At 61.9% G+C, this 16,001-nt stretch carries 15 protein-coding genes, 1 tRNA gene and 1 pseudogene; 12 read left to right on the forward strand and 5 right to left on the reverse strand.

Annotated elements, in window-relative coordinates:
* Nucleotides 1-12: 12 nt before the first annotated feature.
* Nucleotides 13-86 (forward strand) — tRNA-Gln (locus GTW23_RS20340).
* A 54-nt stretch (nt 87-140) separates the two neighbouring features.
* On the opposite strand, the gene GTW23_RS20345 is transcribed toward GTW23_RS20340, so the two are convergent.
* The 4 genes from GTW23_RS20345 to GTW23_RS20360 all read right to left on the reverse strand — a co-directional run bounded on the left by GTW23_RS20345 (nt 141) and on the right by GTW23_RS20360 (nt 4,063).
* Nucleotides 141-410, reverse strand: coding sequence for a hypothetical protein (locus tag GTW23_RS20345; RefSeq protein ID WP_252917225.1), 270 nt, complete (start codon nt 408-410; stop codon nt 141-143).
* Between the two features lie 560 nt (nt 411-970).
* Entirely contained in the window at nt 971-1,864 is an 894-nt protein-coding gene (locus tag GTW23_RS20350) for a DMT family transporter (protein ID WP_252917226.1), read from the reverse strand.
* A gap of 230 nt (nt 1,865-2,094) precedes the next feature.
* Nucleotides 2,095-2,817 (reverse strand): response regulator transcription factor, encoded by a 723-nt coding sequence (locus tag GTW23_RS20355; RefSeq protein ID WP_252917227.1) that lies wholly within the window; start codon nt 2,815-2,817, stop codon nt 2,095-2,097.
* Nucleotides 2,798-4,063, reverse strand: coding sequence for a sensor histidine kinase (locus GTW23_RS20360; RefSeq protein ID WP_252917228.1), 1,266 nt, complete (start codon nt 4,061-4,063; stop codon nt 2,798-2,800). Before GTW23_RS20360 ends, GTW23_RS20355 begins: the two co-directional genes overlap by 20 nt.
* Nucleotides 4,064-4,338: 275 nt before the next feature.
* Here GTW23_RS20360 and GTW23_RS20365 point away from each other — a divergent pair, with 275 nt between their 5' ends.
* The 6 genes and pseudogenes from GTW23_RS20365 to GTW23_RS20390 form a co-directional block, all read left to right on the forward strand.
* A complete protein-coding gene (locus GTW23_RS20365; RefSeq protein WP_252917230.1) occupies nt 4,339-5,355 on the forward strand; it encodes an ABC transporter substrate-binding protein in 1,017 nt (338 codons plus the stop codon).
* A 75-nt stretch (nt 5,356-5,430) separates the two neighbouring features.
* Nucleotides 5,431-6,885 carry a sugar ABC transporter ATP-binding protein gene (locus tag GTW23_RS20370; protein ID WP_252917232.1) on the forward strand — a complete coding sequence of 485 codons (1,455 nt, stop codon included), beginning with the start codon at nt 5,431-5,433 and terminating at the stop codon, nt 6,883-6,885.
* On the forward strand, nt 6,882-7,829 hold the full coding sequence (locus GTW23_RS20375) for an ABC transporter permease (protein ID WP_252917234.1): 948 nt from the start codon (nt 6,882-6,884) through the stop codon (nt 7,827-7,829). Before GTW23_RS20370 ends, GTW23_RS20375 begins: the two co-directional genes overlap by 4 nt.
* Nucleotides 7,826-8,776 carry an ABC transporter permease gene (locus tag GTW23_RS20380; RefSeq protein WP_252917237.1) on the forward strand — a complete coding sequence of 317 codons (951 nt, stop codon included), beginning with the start codon at nt 7,826-7,828 and terminating at the stop codon, nt 8,774-8,776. Before GTW23_RS20375 ends, GTW23_RS20380 begins: the two co-directional genes overlap by 4 nt.
* A gap of 14 nt (nt 8,777-8,790) precedes the next feature.
* The gene (locus tag GTW23_RS20385) at nt 8,791-9,705 is read left to right on the forward strand and encodes an SMP-30/gluconolactonase/LRE family protein (RefSeq protein ID WP_252917238.1); all 915 of its coding nucleotides are present in this window, start codon (nt 8,791-8,793) and stop codon (nt 9,703-9,705) included.
* Nucleotides 9,706-9,896: 191 nt separating this feature from the next.
* A pseudogene (locus tag GTW23_RS20390) lies at nt 9,897-10,076 on the forward strand (alcohol dehydrogenase catalytic domain-containing protein); the annotation flags it as partial.
* A 20-nt stretch (nt 10,077-10,096) separates the two neighbouring features.
* Here GTW23_RS20390 and GTW23_RS20395 read toward each other — a convergent pair.
* Complete coding sequence (locus GTW23_RS20395) at nt 10,097-11,023, reverse strand: LysR family transcriptional regulator (RefSeq protein ID WP_252917240.1); 927 nt, start codon at nt 11,021-11,023, stop codon at nt 10,097-10,099.
* 109 nt (nt 11,024-11,132) lie between these two features.
* On the opposite strand from GTW23_RS20395, the gene GTW23_RS20400 reads away from it, so the two are divergent.
* Genes GTW23_RS20400 through GTW23_RS20420 form a run of 5 tightly spaced genes read left to right on the forward strand, consistent with a single transcriptional unit; the run spans nt 11,133 to nt 15,998 of the window.
* Nucleotides 11,133-11,921 carry a cysteine hydrolase family protein gene (locus GTW23_RS20400; protein WP_252917242.1) on the forward strand — a complete coding sequence of 263 codons (789 nt, stop codon included), beginning with the start codon at nt 11,133-11,135 and terminating at the stop codon, nt 11,919-11,921.
* Entirely contained in the window at nt 11,918-12,955 is a 1,038-nt protein-coding gene (locus GTW23_RS20405) for an ABC transporter substrate-binding protein (protein ID WP_252917243.1), read from the forward strand. Before GTW23_RS20400 ends, GTW23_RS20405 begins: the two co-directional genes overlap by 4 nt.
* Before the next feature lie 9 nt (nt 12,956-12,964).
* On the forward strand, nt 12,965-13,759 hold the full coding sequence (locus GTW23_RS20410; protein WP_152009926.1) for an SDR family NAD(P)-dependent oxidoreductase: 795 nt from the start codon (nt 12,965-12,967) through the stop codon (nt 13,757-13,759).
* An 8-nt stretch (nt 13,760-13,767) separates the two neighbouring features.
* Nucleotides 13,768-15,186 carry an allantoinase AllB gene (allB, locus tag GTW23_RS20415; RefSeq protein ID WP_252917244.1) on the forward strand — a complete coding sequence of 473 codons (1,419 nt, stop codon included), beginning with the start codon at nt 13,768-13,770 and terminating at the stop codon, nt 15,184-15,186.
* Nucleotides 15,183-15,998 (forward strand): ABC transporter ATP-binding protein, encoded by an 816-nt coding sequence (locus GTW23_RS20420; protein WP_152009928.1) that lies wholly within the window; start codon nt 15,183-15,185, stop codon nt 15,996-15,998. Before allB ends, GTW23_RS20420 begins: the two co-directional genes overlap by 4 nt.
* Nucleotides 15,999-16,001: the final 3 nt, after the last annotated feature.

The raw sequence follows: 16,001 nt of genomic DNA on the forward strand, positions 1-16,001 counted from the left end.
TGCCGGCCGCGTTGGGGAATAGGTTAACGGTAGACCCACGGACTCTGACTCCGTTAGTCCTGGTTCGAATCCAGGTTCCCCAGCCACTCTTTTCAAGTTTTTGATCTGATTTACTTTCTCGCTCGGATTGCGGCTATATTTCAATGGCTTGCAAGCGCACTCGTGTGGCTGAGGCCGGATATACCTCCCCTTCGGGACCAGCCGACAGCCGTAGAGTTGCTGCCGTCTTTCCCGGCAGTGTTGGGCAGGCGGTTCGATACGTAGTAGCGGTGGCGCTTGCCTCTATTGTTGGCGTGGCTGTGTGTGAGCTTGTCGATGGTCTCGTCGACGAGCTTGCCGGCAAGAGGACTTATGATTGCCCCACCCTTGCCCTCGACCCGCTTTGGGGCAGCACTTTCCTGCATATGCATCCAGACCCGATCCCAGACATCCGGATCGAAGATTGGCGCATGCAGCCCTTGCTGGATGACGTCCTTGTGCCGATACGACCGGCATAGACCGGGTTGGTCAACAGGTAGTGGAGCGTCGCGTGTTCGAAGCGAACGATGCAATCGTTCCGATCGATTGAAGTTGCCTGGTTTCCGCCGCTGATCGATCCGCCGTCTGCGCCGTGCCCTGGACCTCCGAGATGGCTCGCATGCGGTGCGGCGTCGGTTCCCTGCCCCTCGACGAGCTCGGGCTTGTTCCGGCCGCCACGCTCAAACACGCCGGACGCAGCTTCGAGCAGAGCGCGTTTCCATTGGGGGATCATCGTCCGATACCCCCGAACCGGGTCACCAACCCGGCGGCGGTCTCTTTGCTCTCCAGGGCTTCCAGGGCGAGATTTGCCTTGAATTCGGACGCGCGCTGATTGCGTGTTGAGATCTCTGATCTCCTTCTCGTCCAAGACCGGCAGACTGCAAATCGCAACCAATGTCAGTGTCCAGGTTTCAGGGCGTGGCCCAATCCATGGCCTTTGTTCTTCGGAAAGCTACGAAGTGCTATGCTTGCTGCGCTCACGGAAGAAGAGAAACAGCCCGGCTGCAATGATGATTGCGGCGCCTGCGAGCATTGCCGGGCGCGGCACGTCGCCGAAAACGATGAAACCGAAGACGACTGCCCAGAACAACAGTGTGTACTGGAACGGCGCGACAACCGCCGCGTCTGCAAGCTTCATTGCCCGGTTGACGCAGACATGCGCCAACATGGCAACGACGCCGAGCCCGCCCAGCAGGGCCAGATCGAATCCGGATGGCTGTACCCAGCCAAACGACGCCGTCACAAGGCCCAAAAGTCCGGCTCCAACGCTTTGCCAGAACACCAGCACCTTGTCGGGCGTGGCTCTGAGCGCCCGGCCCGAGAGCATCATGAAAGCAAAGCAGAATGTTCCCAATACAGAGATCAAGGCCGGCGCCGTCATTGTCGCCGACGAGGGTTCGAGCGCGATGATGACTCCCGCGAAGCCGATGACGATGGCCGTCCAACGGCGCCAGCCCACGTGTTCGCCCAGCAGGAAAGGCGACATCGCCGCGACATAGATCGGCGCCGCCAGCCAATAGGTCATGACGTCGGCCAGGGGCAAGTAGATGACCGCGAAGTAGAAGGCGTAGACTTCGAGTGATGACAGGCCCACCCGCAAGACTTGCATGCCCGGGCGCTCGAGGCTGAACAGCGGCCTCCAGCCCATGCGCCAAAGGAAAGGCCAAAGAACCAGCAGCGCCGCGATACTGCGGACAAGCAATACCTGGCCGACCGAGTAGGTCGCGACCAGCCACTTGCCCAGCGTGTCGTTGAGCGCGAACAGGAAGATCCCGAGCAGCATGACCGCGACACCGAGCCGTGCGTTCGGGGAATGGAGGGCCGAGGCCACGGACACAGCGGTCATGAACGAAAAGCCGGATCCACGTTGAGCGAAGACAAAGCCAAGCCATTATCCGACGCGGCAATACCGGAACCCATCGGCATTCTGCAGGTCATTTGTTTTTCCAATTCTGCACTCGCCCGCTTCTCCGGCCACCGCCCGGAGCCTGCCCGCGTCCCCAGGACTGGGCATCGTAGCCCGCTCCCTGCTCCTTTCTCGTGAAGCCTCAACAGCAAAACGCCAGGTCCCAAGGTCTATTTTGCATCAAGCCACTCCCTGAGTTCCGCCTCCGCCCTTTCGAGAGCACTGTAGTTGAGGAGTTTGCGCAGGAAGGCCACCGTGACCGACCGGGCCCGGAGATTGAAGCGGCCATCCTCGTTCTCGTCGTTCGATGTCTGATAGACATCGAGTTTGTCGTAAAGGTTCTGCAGGCGGTTCTGGACGCTGCGCAGCGAAAGGTTGCGGCGCCTGGCAATGGTCCGGTCGGTCAGTCCGAGCGCGATGTCGACGAGGATCTCGTATTCGGAATCGGTGAAGCCGTTGGTCTGGCCCAGGCTTTTTTGCTGGAGGCCCCGCACCTCGCGGTCAATGACGCACTGGCTCTCGATGAAGATCGAGCGAAGCGCGAGCCGCAGCCGTTCATCGGAGGCTGATTTCAAGACGTAACCATAGGCGGCGCCGTCAGGAACGATGCGCGAAACACCTCTGACATAGGCCTCGTCCGAGTAGTTCGACCAGAACAGGATGTGCGTCTCCGGCCGTTCCTTCCAGATCGTGCGCGCCGCCTCGATGCCATTGCGGGTCGCCATCTGCAGATCCATGACGATATGCGCGGATTTGTGGTCGCGGGCGAGCTTTTCCCCGGCCAACCCGTTTTCCGCCTCGATCACCGTGTCGCACTCCGGCAGGGCGGCAACCACCGCCTCGTGGAGATAGGTGCGATGCAACGGGTCGTCCTCAACGATCAGAACCTTCATACCGCCCCTCCCCAAGGCTTTCCACGCCGGCTGGCGTCGCAAGCGGCAGCACCACGCGGACCACGGTACCACGATTGTCGGGCCCCGAAGCGATCGTGAACCGCGCGGAGATCAGCCGGGCGCGGGTCTGCATATTGTCGATGCCTCCACCGATCCGCTTTCGCGTTTTTGCGTGTCCGCTGCCGTCATCGGAAATCTCGATCAGCAGCCGCTCGTCATCCGCGTCGAGGCGGACCGTGATGGCAAGCGGGGCCGCGTGGCGCACCGCATTGTTGATCGCCTCCTGCGCTATGCGGAAAAGCGCGACGCTGACAGTGGGTTCAAACTTTTCCAGGACACCATGGGTTTCATCGGTGAGGCGCCACTCGGTAGTGGAGCCGGTGTCCCTCATCGATCGATCCAGGTGGTGCTCGATAGCCTGGGCGAGACCAAACAGCTGCAGGACGGAGGGCTTTGCCTGTTCGATGATATGCCGCAGATCCTGCATACAGTGCTGCAGGGACCGCGAAACCGGCTCCAGCGCCTCCGGCGCCATTTCGCCTGCATGGGACAGGCGGTCGACGTGGCGGGCGAGGCGTGTCAGGTCAGCCAGTGTCTGATCGTGAAGATCCATGCCGATGCGCTGACGCTCCTGCTCGAGCGCCTCGGTGAGTTTCAATGCGCCGAGCCTCAGCCCCTCTTCGCGCGCCCGCGCCTCGGCCTCGACGATAGCCGAGCGCTGGGCCTGTTCGGCGGCGCGCAAGGCGAAGAAATAGGGTGTCAGAAGGTCGGCGATAATGCGGGCGCGCTCGACATCCTCCATCGTGTAGATGCCGGCCTTCTGCGACGAACAGGAAAGTGCCGCGATGATCGTGCCCTGCACTTTCATCGGCACATGCAGGCGACTTCTGAGCGATTGCTCGAAGATGGGTCGCTTGAAGGCGCCCTCGAAGTGGAAGCGCGGATCGGTCATGGCGTCATCAGCAAGCAAGTAGTCCACTTCGCCCCAGAGCAGGGAGCGGATCGGGCTGTCGACAACCGGCGCGCCCACAAGCTCGCCCCAGGCAGTGTCGATTCCGGTCTCATAGGCCGTGTGGTAGTTGCCATCCTCAAGCAGCACGCAGACATCGAGATGATCGTGCGGCACGATATGGGCGACTTCGGCCGCGACAGAACAAATGGCTGAGCGAAAATCGAGCTGTCCCGCAAGCAGCCTGCAAATGCCCAGGTAATGATCGATCAGGGCTGCCGGTGCGAGATGCAGCATTGTCAGTTCCTCCCGAAACGGCAAGCTCCCTCCGCCGCCATCGCCTCGCCAGTAAGCGCCTGCGGAGGGGGCTCCGTCTTGCATAAACCCGCAGGTTTTTGCGCAGAACCCGCAAACATCTTGCCGCCACGCGCCTGTACAGCCCCAAACGGCTTCAGCATACTGGCCTTACTGAGAGGAGGAAGCTCAGTGCAAGAACATTTTTTTGTTCAGGCTCATTGGGGGCCGGGATGAAGCGATCCGCCAATTTGGCGGGATCATCAGGGAGGAAAGACATGACAATTCGTAAGATGCTTCTGGCATCGGTCGCCGTCGCGTGCGCCGCCATGCCTGTTTCCGTATTCGCCGACACCGCCGACAAGAAGATCGCGCTCTCCAACAATTATGCCGGGAACTCCTGGCGCCAGGCCATGCTGACCAGCTGGGAGAAGGTGACCGGCGAGGCCGTGAAGACAGGCGTCGTTGCCGCCGCGGATGCCTTCACCACTGCTGAAAACCAGGCCACGGAACAGGCCGCCCAGATCCAGAACATGATCCTTCAGGGTTATGACGCGATCGTCATCAACGCTGCCTCGCCGACAGCGCTGAACGGCGCAGTCAAGGAAGCCTGCGATGCTGGCGTGACTGTCGTTTCCTTCGATGGCATCGTGACCGAACCCTGTGCCTGGCGGATCGCCGTCGACTTCAAGGAAATGGGGCGCAGCCAGGTCGAGTATCTCGCCGGAAAGCTGCCAGACGGCGGCAATCTGCTGGAGATCCGCGGCCTCGCCGGCGTCTTCGTCGATGACGAGATCTCGGCCGGCATCCATGCCGGCGTCGAGGAATACCCGAAGTTCAAGATCGCCGGCTCGGTTCATGGCGACTGGGCGCAGGACGTCGCACAGAAGGCGGTTGCCGGCATCCTGCCGAGCCTGCCTGCGATCGTCGGCGTTGTCACCCAGGGCGGCGACGGCTATGGCGCGGCCCAGGCGATCGCCGCAACCGACCGGGATATGCCGATCATCGTGATGGGCAATCGCGAAGACGAACTGAAGTGGTGGAAAGAGCAGAAGGACGCAAACAGCTACGAAACCATGTCGGTCTCGATCGCGCCCGGCGTCTCGACGCTGGCGTTCTGGGTCGCCCAGCAAATCCTTGACGGCAAGGACGTCAGCAAGGATCTCGTCGTGCCGTTCCTGCGCATCGACCAGGACAACCTTGAAGAAAACCTGGCCAATACCCAGGCCGGTGGCGTTGCCAATGTTGAATACTCGCAGGAAGATGCAATTCAGGTCATCGAAGCCGCGAACTGAACCTCCCGGTGACTGGCGTGCGGTCGCGAATGGCCGTGCGCTTTTCTTTCTTTGTTCGATGAGACGACGGCGACCATGGCCAAAGACATGAAGAAGGCGGTCATCGAGGTTGATGGCGCCCGGGTTAGCTTCGGCGCCGTGAAGGCGCTCGACGGGGTGACGCTGAGCGTCATGCCGGGTGAATGTATCGGTCTCGTCGGGCACAACGGCGCCGGCAAATCGACACTCGTCAACGTGATCAATGGCGGCCTGACCCCGCAGCAAGGGACGGTCGCCAGCGATGGCGAGCGGCTCGATCGCTACAACATCACCATCGCGCGGGGACGGGGGATGCGCTGCGTCTTCCAGGAATTGTCTCTCTGCCCCAATCTTTCCATCGTCGAGAATACGCGCATCATGCACCATGAACTTGGCGGCTTCGGCTGGCGCGCGAAGGCCGCCAAGGTGATAGAGACAAGCCTGGATGCGGTGTTTCCGGGTCACAACATCGACAGCGGCCAGCCGGTAGGCGACCTGTCGATCGCAGAACGCCAGATGGTCGAAATTGCCATGGCCTTCTCCGATGCCGGCATTGCGCCGCGCCTGGTCATCCTCGACGAGCCGACCTCATCCCTGGACGCGAGCCTCGCACGCCAGATGCTGGACCACGTCAGGCGTTTCGTTGCGAGCGGCGGCTCGGTCATCTTCATATCGCATATCCTGCACGAAATTCTCGAAACCTCGGACCGCATCGTCGTCATGAAGGACGGCCGTGTCGTCGCCGAACGGCCGGCCACCGAGTTCGACCACCAACGCCTGGTCGAGGCGATGGGCAGCGTGGCCAAGGAGGAGGCGTTTCAGCGGTCCGCCCGGGAACTTGCAGCCGCCCCGGTCGTGCTCAGGCATCAGGCTGACGGCATTCCCTTCACCGCCCGTCAGGGCGAAATCATCGGGCTCGCCGGGCTTGCGGGACACGGGCAGACCGAGTTGCTGCTTGCCCTTCACGCCGTGCAATCAAACGCCTGGTGGCCGCGACGCGATCCGCTCGTAACCTTCGTCGCCGGTGACCGGCGTCTCAACGGAATCTTCGAACTCTGGAGCATCCTTCGCAATTTTTCCATAGCCTCGCTGGCAGACCTGTCTCAGGGCGGCGTCGTCCGGACCGCCGAGGAAGCAGAGCGTGGAGCCGACTGGAAGCGGCGTATCGAGATCCGCACACAGGACGTGGACAACGGTATCCTTTCGCTGTCGGGCGGCAATCAGCAGAAGGTGCTTTTCGCACGCGCGCTTGCCACCCGGGCGCCGGTGATCCTGATGGACGATCCCATGCGCGGCGTCGATGTCGGCACCAAGCAGGAAGTCTACGAGATCATCCGCCAGGAGGCGGCCAAGGGACGGACTTTTATCTGGTATTCCACCGAGATGGACGAGGTGCGGCTGTGCGACCGCGTCTATGTTTTCCGAGAGCGTGTCATCACGGCGGAACTCGTCGGCGACGAGGTCAACGAGATCAACATCATCGCCGCCTCCTTCGGGGGAGTGGCGGCATGAAGCTGGGTCTCACTTCGGATGCGATGCGGCTGGTGATTCCGGCGCTTTCGATGACGGTTTTGCTCGCAGCCGTCTTCTGGCTGCAGCCGCGGGCCATGAGCTATTTCGGGCTCAACCTTCTCTTGAACCTGGCAGTGCCGATCGCGCTGGCGACGATCGCCCAGATGCTGGTGATGGCAGTGAACGATCTCGATCTTTCAATCGGCGCCTTTGTCAGCTTCGTCGCCTGCGTGACGGCGACCTTCCTGCGTGACGCGCCGCTTGTCGGCACACTGATTCTTGCCGGCGCGGTGGGCATTTATGCACTGATAGGTGTCGTGATCTACTTGCGCAATCTGCCCTCGATCGTCGTGACGCTGGGAATGAGCTTTGTCTGGGCCGGGCTCGCGGTGTTGATGCTGCCGGCGCCGGGCGGGCAGGCGCCGGACTGGGTGCGCTGGCTGATGACCGTCAAGCCGCCGCTCATGCCGATGGCCATCGTCGCCAGCATCGTCATCGCCATCGTCGCGCATCTCATCGTCATGCGCTCGTCGCTGGGCGTTCTGATCCGTGGCGTTGGCGGCAACCAGCGCTCCGTGGAGCGTGCGGGCTGGTCGATAATTGCCGCGCGGGCTGCCGCCTACGGACTTGCCGGTGTGTTCGCGGTCGCCGCGGGCATTGCGCTGGTCGGGCTGACCACGTCGGCGGACGCCAATATCGCGCTGCGCTACACGCTGCTGTCGATTGCCGGCGTCATCCTCGGCGGCGGCGAGTTCACCGGCGGGCGCGTGTCGCCAATCGGCGCGGTCATCGGTGCGCTGACGCTGACACTGGCGGGTTCGTTCCTATCGTTCCTGCGCATCTCTCCCGACTGGCAGATCGGCGCTCAGGGCGCGATCCTGATCATCGTGCTGGCGCTGCGCCTTGTCTTCAACCGTGTCGAGAAACGGAGGGCGCAGCCATGATTTCCTTCGGCAATCTGGCAAGAAAGCCCTGGATCTGGTCATGGATGGCGGCCTTCCTGGTCTGGTTCGCGACGATCATGGTAACGGGTGGCGCAAGCACGCTGGGGCTGAGCCAGGCGGCACTCACCTTCGCCGCCTTCTCGATCATCGTGGGTATCGGACAGATGTTCGTCATCACGCTTGGCCCGGGCAACATCGACCTTTCGGTGCCCGCCACAATGACGCTGGCGGGCACGGTAGCGCTGAAGTTGATGAATGTCGAAAACGGCATGGTGGTGCCTGGCCTTCTTGTCGCGGTACTGATCGGCTTGGCGGTCGGCGTCGGGAACTACGCGCTGATCAAGGCGCTGCGGATTCCGCCGATCATCGCGACGCTTTCAATGAGCTTCATCGTGCAGTCGGCGGCGATCTGGACAAACCGGGGTCTGCGCATCAAGCCGCCGTCCGTCCTGGCGGATTTCACGACGTCCAGCACGTTGGGTGTCCCGAATGTCGCGCTGGTCGCGCTCGGCCTGTCGCTCATTGCCTGGGTGCTTCTGGAAAAATCGGTCTATGGCCGCTGGATCTCGGCTATCGGCCAGAGCATGGCGGCCGCCCGCATGGCCGGCATCCCGGTCGACGGCGCGCGCTTTGTGACCTATCTGCTGTGCGCGGTGCTCGCATCGGTGGCCGGCTACCTGCTTGCCTGTTTCTCCGGCGGCGCGGCGCTCAACATGGGGGCGGAGTATCTGCTGATGTCGATCGCGGTCGTCGTCATCGGCGGCACGGCAGTCGCCGGCGGCTACTCCAACGTGCCCGGAATCTGGGGCGCATCGCTCTTTATGTTCCTGGTCGTCTCGATGCTCAACACCTACGGCATCGGCGCCGGTGTCCGCCTCATCATGACCGGGCTCATCATCATCAGCGTCATCATGCTCGCCGGCGGTCGCCGGACAGGCATGCGATAAACAGAAAGACCGACATGGCAGAAGCCAGCATCTACGAAATCCATGACCCGCGCTTTAGGCACCTGATCGTGACAAGCGCGGGACTCGACGAGCTCTACTCCGGCTGCCGCTGGGCAGAAGGTCCGGTCTGGTTCAATGACGCCAACCAGCTGTTGTGGAGCGACATTCCAAACCAGCGCATGTTGCGATGGACGCCCGACGGCGGCGTTTCGGTCTACCGGGAGCCGTCGAACTTCGCCAATGGCCATACCCGTGACAGGCAGGGGCGTCTGATCTCGTGCGAGCATGGCACGCGCCGGGTCACGCGCACGGAGATAGATGGTTCGATTACGGTGCTTGCCGACAGTTTCGAAGGGGCACGGTTCAATTCGCCAAATGACGTCGTGGTCAAATCCGACGGCACTGTCTGGTTCACCGATCCCACCTACGGCATCCTGTCCGACTATGAAGGCTACCGCGCGGACCCCGAGCAGCCGACGCGCAATGTCTACCGCCTTGATCCCGCGACCGGCGAACTCACGGCCGTGGTGACGGACTTCGTCCAGCCCAACGGCCTCGTCTTCTCGCATGACGAAACCGTTCTCTACGTGGCCGATTCCGCGGCAAGCCATGACGACAGCCTGCCGCGGCACATCCGCGTCTTCGATGTGAAGGATGGCAAGCGGCTTGCCAATGGCCGCGTCTTCAGCGTGATCGACAACGGCATTCCGGACGGCATCCGCACCGACATGAACGGAAATCTCTGGTCAAGTGCCGCGGACGGCGTTCACTGCTTCGATTCCTCCGGCAAGCTGCTTGGCAAGATCCTGGTGCCGCAGACGGTCGCCAACCTCACCTTCGGCGGCCCGAAGCGCAACCGCCTGTTCATTGCCGCCACCCGCTCGCTCTATTCTATCTATGTCACCGCGACCGGCGCCCAGGTTCCATGACTTGGGGGTGGCATGAGCATGGCGGTCAACACGTGGCTCATGTTTCTCGCAAACAGAAGAAGTGAAGTGTTTCCGAGCTGAGATTGGGAAAGGTCCATTCACCGGTGCTCGAACAACGGTGCGCGGACTTGGGCACTGTTGCCACCACTCCGGGTAGCCATGAGCACCAAAACAGAAGTGCCAGGGCGCGGGTGCACATCCAACGGATCGGAATCTACGGCACCGACATCTCCGAAGGCAGCCATCCCTATCTGGCATATCCTCGGATCATGGGTCATGAACTGGCCGGCGAGACCATAGACGTGTCCGAAGGCCGCCGCTTTCCAATTGGCGATACCGTTGTTGGAAATCCCTGTCTTTCGTGTGGCGGACAAGCCTGCTGCGCGGTTCATCAATCCGATGATGGCCGGTATTCATCGGAGAGCGACAGGGTGATCTGTTCGACGAAACGGGACGCTGCGACCGGCAAGGCGCGGTTTCGTTTGAGGCCGAGCAGCAGCATTCCGCCCGTCACATCGCGCGTGTCGATCTCGCGGCTGATGATGCCCCTGTCCTGCGGGGCTGACTGAGAAGCGTCCGGCGCACCGATCTGGATCTGGAAGGTGATCGCGTCGGTCGTCGCCACATGGGCCATAAGGTACTCAAAGGAATCGCTCTGTACGATGGGCGGCTTCCTGAAGGTCTTGCCGTGGAGCGCGCGTTCGAGAAGCAACCGGCCGCTGAAGCCGCGCAGGGCGAGCGCGACGGGATACTCATAACATTGCCTGAGACGCAGGATCTTGTGGCGGGCGAGCGGGTGGTCCCGCGCCATGATCGCTGCAAGGCGCTGTGGAACCGCCAGATGCACCTCGTAATCGGGCACGGTCTTCTCGTCGAAAACCAGCGCGATATCCACCTGGAAGGCCTCCAGCGCTTCGGCGGCACGGCTGTGTTCCATGACCTGAACGTTGAAGGTGACCTCTGGATATCTGGCCTGGTAGCGGGCGATCTGGGCGGGCAGAAAATACGGCATGAGAGCCTGGCTGCAGCCAATGTTGACATGTCCGCGCCGCACGCCCGCAAGATCGGCGATCAGGGAATTGAGCCGCTCTGTGTCGGCAAGCGTCTGGCGGATGTGCTGGATGGCCATTTCACCGGCGGCATTGAGCCGGACACCCTTGCTGGTGCGCTGGAAAATCTCGTAGCCGAGTTCGTCTTCATAGTTTTGCAAACGGCGCTGAACGGCGGATGGCGTCTGATTCACCTGTTCGGCCGCAGAGCGGATGGAACCCGTGCGTGCGATGGCATCGATCATGCGAAAGGTGACGAGGTGTTTCATGGCATTTGACTGTAACACGCGTTGCGTTTTGGGCAACGCGGTTGAGAAAATTTAGCACAAGACAGCTACGCAGCAACGCGTCAACACTCTGCCCAAACAGGAGAGTAGCGTGCACGAAATTCATGACAGACAGGGACGGAGAGATCGTTGGTCGCGGGATGCGTCCGGGATCAGCCTTGTGCGCCCGTCTGTCGAACCACGCCCGGTCCGGTTTGCCGCCGAGCCTGAACCGATAGAGATCGACCTGGCGCGCTCCGCCCTGATCATCGTCGACATGCAGAACGACTTTCTTGATGCCGAAGGCTGGTTTGCAGCGGTTCGCAATGCGGAGGTTGCGCCGCTCGGCGGCATCATTCCGCGGATCAACGCACTGTCTTCAGCCTTCCGCGGTGCAGGCGCGCCGGTGATCCATCTCAACTGGGGCATACGCGCCGATGTGGCCAACCTGCCAGCCAATGTTGTCGACAAGGGATCGTCGTGCGGGCAGATCCCGGGCTACGGGGACACGATCGCATCCGGCGATGTGCTGGTTGAAGGAAGCTGGGGGTCGGCCAGCGTTCCGGCAATCGATCAGGCCGATACCGACATCACCGTGTTCAAGCATCGGCTGTCAGGCTTCCAGGACAACGAGCTGGATCAGATCCTGCGCCGCCTCGGCATCACGACGGTCTTCTACACCGGCGTGAACCTTGATCGCTGCGTCTTTGCCACCCTGATGGACGGATGTTTCCAAGGCTACGACGCGGTGCTGGTGGAAGACGCCACGACGACTGTATCGCCCGGCCATGTCAGCGACGCCATCCTCTACCTGATCCGGCTGCTCTACGGCTTTACCACCAAGACCCAAGCGCTTCTCAACGCAATCGCAACCAAGACCGACATTGGAGAGACAGCATGACCATTACACGACGCCGTTTCACACAACTCGCCGCAGCGGGACTTGCAACGGGCCTGGCTTCGCCCGCCCTCGGCCAGAGCAAGACCAAGCTGAACATGATCCTCAACTGGACCTACCAGGGACCGCAATCCTGGTTTTTCCTGGCCCAGGACAACGGCTATTTCGACGAGGTCGGGATCGACCTGACAATCGACCAGGGCAAGGGCTCCGGCGCTGCCGTGGGCCAGGTCGCAGGCGGCGCCTACGACGTGGGCTTCGGCGACGTCAACGCGTTGATCCGCCTGGCCGGAAACACCACCGAAGAGACGCCGATCTGCGTCTACCAGATGTACAACAAGCCGCCGTTCACGGTGGCGGTGCTTTCGAAATCCGACATCAAGACCGCAGCCGATCTTCAGGGACGCAAGCTCGGCGGTGCCGCCAATGACGGCGCGCTCAAGCTTTTCCCGGCCTTCGCCAATGTCGCCGGACTGGATACCGCGGGCATCGAGATCCTCAACTTCCAGTCCAATCTTCGAGAGCAGATGCTGAAATCCGAACAGGTCGAGGGCGTTTTCGGATACGTCAACACGATCAGGTTCTCGGCCAAGCTTTCGGGCATGAACCCCGACGAGGACATCCGCTTCATCAATTTCGGCGATTACGGCATGGACCTCTATTCGAACGGGATCATCCTGTCGAAAAAGCTGGTTGCTGAAAACCCGGAGCTGGTGAAGGGCATGGTTTGGGCGATCAACAAGGGTGTGCAGGACACCCTTGCCGATCTGGACGCGGCCGTCGAATCCGTCGCCAGGCGCGAACCGCTGATCAACAAGGCGGTCGAGAAAGAACGGCTAATCGCGACCCTCCAGGACGAGATGAACCATCCGGAGCTGGCAGAAACCGGCCTGGGCGCCGTGAGTCCGGACCGTTTCAAGGAATCGATCGATCTGGTGGTCAAGGCAGACGGCCTGGAGCGTACCCCGGCCGCGTCGGAGATCTTTACCGACGCGTTTTTGCCGTCGGCCGACGAACGCATCTACAAGCTGCTCTGAGATCCGCGAATGGACCTTCAACTCAAAGACAAGATCGTGGTGGTCACCGGCCCGGCCAAGGGCATGGGTGCCGCGATCTCCCTGGGGTTCGCGCGTGAAGGCGCGAACCTCGCCCTGCTCGGCCGTGATACCGGTGCGATCGAGCCTGTTGCCGGCGAGGCCAGGGCGATGGGGGTTCAGGCAGAGATCTTCTCCTGTGACGTGACCGATCCGGATGCGGTCGAAGCCGCGATTGCAAACGTCCTGGAAAGATATGATGGCCGGATCGACATCCTGGTCAATGTAGCCGGAGGCACGGGCCCGATCGGGAAGAGCGGCGTGGAGACTTCAGCCCGCGAATTCGACGAGATCATCCACCTCAACATGCGCGGCCCGTTCAACCTCATCCGGGCGGTGGCCCCGACGATGCAACGCCAGCGCAGCGGCAAGATCGTCAATGTGGGGGGAACCTTCGGCCTGCGCGGGCGCGCCATGCGGATGGCTTACTCCAGCTCGAAATGGGGGCTGCGCGGCATCACAAAGAGTTTCGCGCTGGAGCTTGGACCCGACAACATCAATGTCAACCTGGTTGCGCCGGGCATGGTTGAGGGTCCGCGCTTTCGCACCAAGGTCGTCCCCCAGGTCGCGGCCCAACACGGCATCTCCGAGGACGAGGCCGCAGAACTGCACGCCAGCGATTACGCGCTGGCGCGTATCAGCACCGACGAGGACATCGCGGCTGCGACACTGTTCCTTGCCTCTGAACAATCGCGCCAGATCACCGGGGTCGACCTGCCGGTCGACGGTGGCTGGGCAGCACTCTAGGGACTTCCATGACGGATCTCATTCTCAAAGGCGGCACCGTCGTTCATGAAAACGGACGCGAAACAGCCGACATCGCGATCACCGGAGAGCTGATCTCCGCCATTGGCGCCCCCGGAACCTTGGGTGATGCCCTGGAGGTGGTCGATGTGAGCGGCCATCATCTGATCCCGGGCGGCATCGACATGCATGTGCATTTTCGCGAGCCGGGGTACACCCACAAGGAAGACTGGGGCACAGGCACGCAGGCTGCGGCTATGGGCGGAGTGACCACGGTCTTCGAGATGCCCAACACCAACCCGCCCACGCGCTCGGCGATCGAGTTGCGGCAAAAGCAGGACTGCGCCCAAAAGGCCTGCGTGGATTTCGGCCTCTACGGACTTCTGGCAGAGGACAACATCGACGAGATCCCCGGCTTGATCGAGGCCGGGGCCAACGCCTTCAAATGCTTCATGGGCAACACGTTCGGCAACCTGCCTTCGCCCTCGACCGGTGCAATGCTCGAAGGGTTCGAGCTGATTGCGGCATCCGGCCTACGGATCTCGCTGCATGCGGAAACCGCGTCGATCATGGCCTGGCGGCAGGCCAAACTCGAAGCCGCGGGGCTGAGCGCGCCGCTCCACCACATAGCTGCCCGGCCTGAAGTCGTGGCGATCGAGGCGGTCGCCCGCGCAGCCATCCTTGCCGAGTGGACCGGGGCACGCATCCACGTGCTGCATATCTCGTCGGCCGGAGAACTGCGTCCCCTCGCCGAGGCCAAGGCGCGCGGCGTCGATGTGACCGGAGAGACCTGCCCCTGTTATCTCTTCCTCGACAGCCGCGATTACGACCGGCTGGGCAGCATCATCCGGATCAACCCACCGGTGCGGGAAGAGAAAGATTCCAAAGCCATCTGGGACGCCTTGCAGTCGGGCGTGGTCGACATGATCGCGACCGACCACGCGCCGCATACGCCTGAGGAAAAGCGGAAAGACATTATCTGGCAGGCCGATTGCGGCTTTCCCGGCGTGGAGACCCAGATGCCGCTGATGCTCACCGAAGTTGTCGCCGGTCGGATGACGCTCGAGCATTATGTGCGGATCTCGTCAGCCAATCCGGCCCGCGCATTCGGGCTTTATCCGATGAAGGGACGCTTGGCGGTCGGCGCGCATGCCGATATCGCAGTTCTCGACATGGCGCGCGAGGAAATCGTGCAGGCCGCGCGGCTTCACAGCCGCGGCAAGATCACGCCGTTCGAGGGACGCAAGACGATCGGGGCGCCGGTGCACACACTGGTGCGCGGCTGTTTTGTCCAGCGCGACAGGATGCTGGTGCCGGACATGGCCGGACACGGCAGACAGGTTACCGACATCCAGTCCATGCCCGAAGCAAAACCAAAAAACATCGAGATGAGCCTCGCTCATCTGCTCAGCGCGGGTGCCGTGACATGAGTATGGCCCGGTTTGTCGAACTCGAGAATGTCGGCGTGACGTTTGGCCAGGGGCCGGAGCAGACCGAAGCCTTGCAGCCAACCAGCCTGACTGTCGAGCGAGGCGATTTCCTGGCCTTTGTCGGGCCCTCCGGCTGTGGGAAATCGACCATCCTGAAACTTGTCAGCGAGCTGTTGCGGCCGACAACGGGCAACATCTTTTTTGGCGGACGCGAATTGGGTGCCAAGCCGGTGCGGGTGGGCATGGCGTTTCAGAGCGCATCGCTGCTGCCTTGGATGTCGGTTCGCGACAATGTGATGCTTCCGCTCAAGATCGTACCGCCGTTCAAGTCCGGTTTTCGCAGCAAGAAGAACGGCGAATACCGGGACCGGGCAGACGCGCTGCTTGCGCAGGTTGGTCTCGAGGACTTTGCCGACAAGAGCCCGTGGCAGCTTTCGGGTGGCATGATGCAAAGGGCAAACCTGTGCCGTGCGCTGATTCACGATCCCGATATCCTGCTGCTCGATGAACCATTCGGCGCGCTGGATCAGTTCACCCGCGAAGAGCTTTGGCAGACGCTGCAGGACCTCTGGATCGACCGGAAATCAACGGTGATGCTAGTCACCCACGATCTGCGCGAGGCCGCCTACCTGGCAAACCGTATCTGCGTCATGAGCCCGCGACCGGGCCGCATCATCGATGACCGGCAAGTGAGTTTCGCCCGCCCGCGCCCGATAGACCTGACCTTTGATCCTGATTTTGTCACGCTGGTTCAGGACTTGCGAGGCCTCATCGTCCATGCCCCGAACGTCAAGAAGGTAGACGCGACATGAAGC

It is taken from the genome of Parahoeflea alexandrii (assembly GCF_024105735.1).
Lineage (GTDB): Bacteria > Pseudomonadota > Alphaproteobacteria > Rhizobiales > Rhizobiaceae > Hoeflea > Hoeflea alexandrii.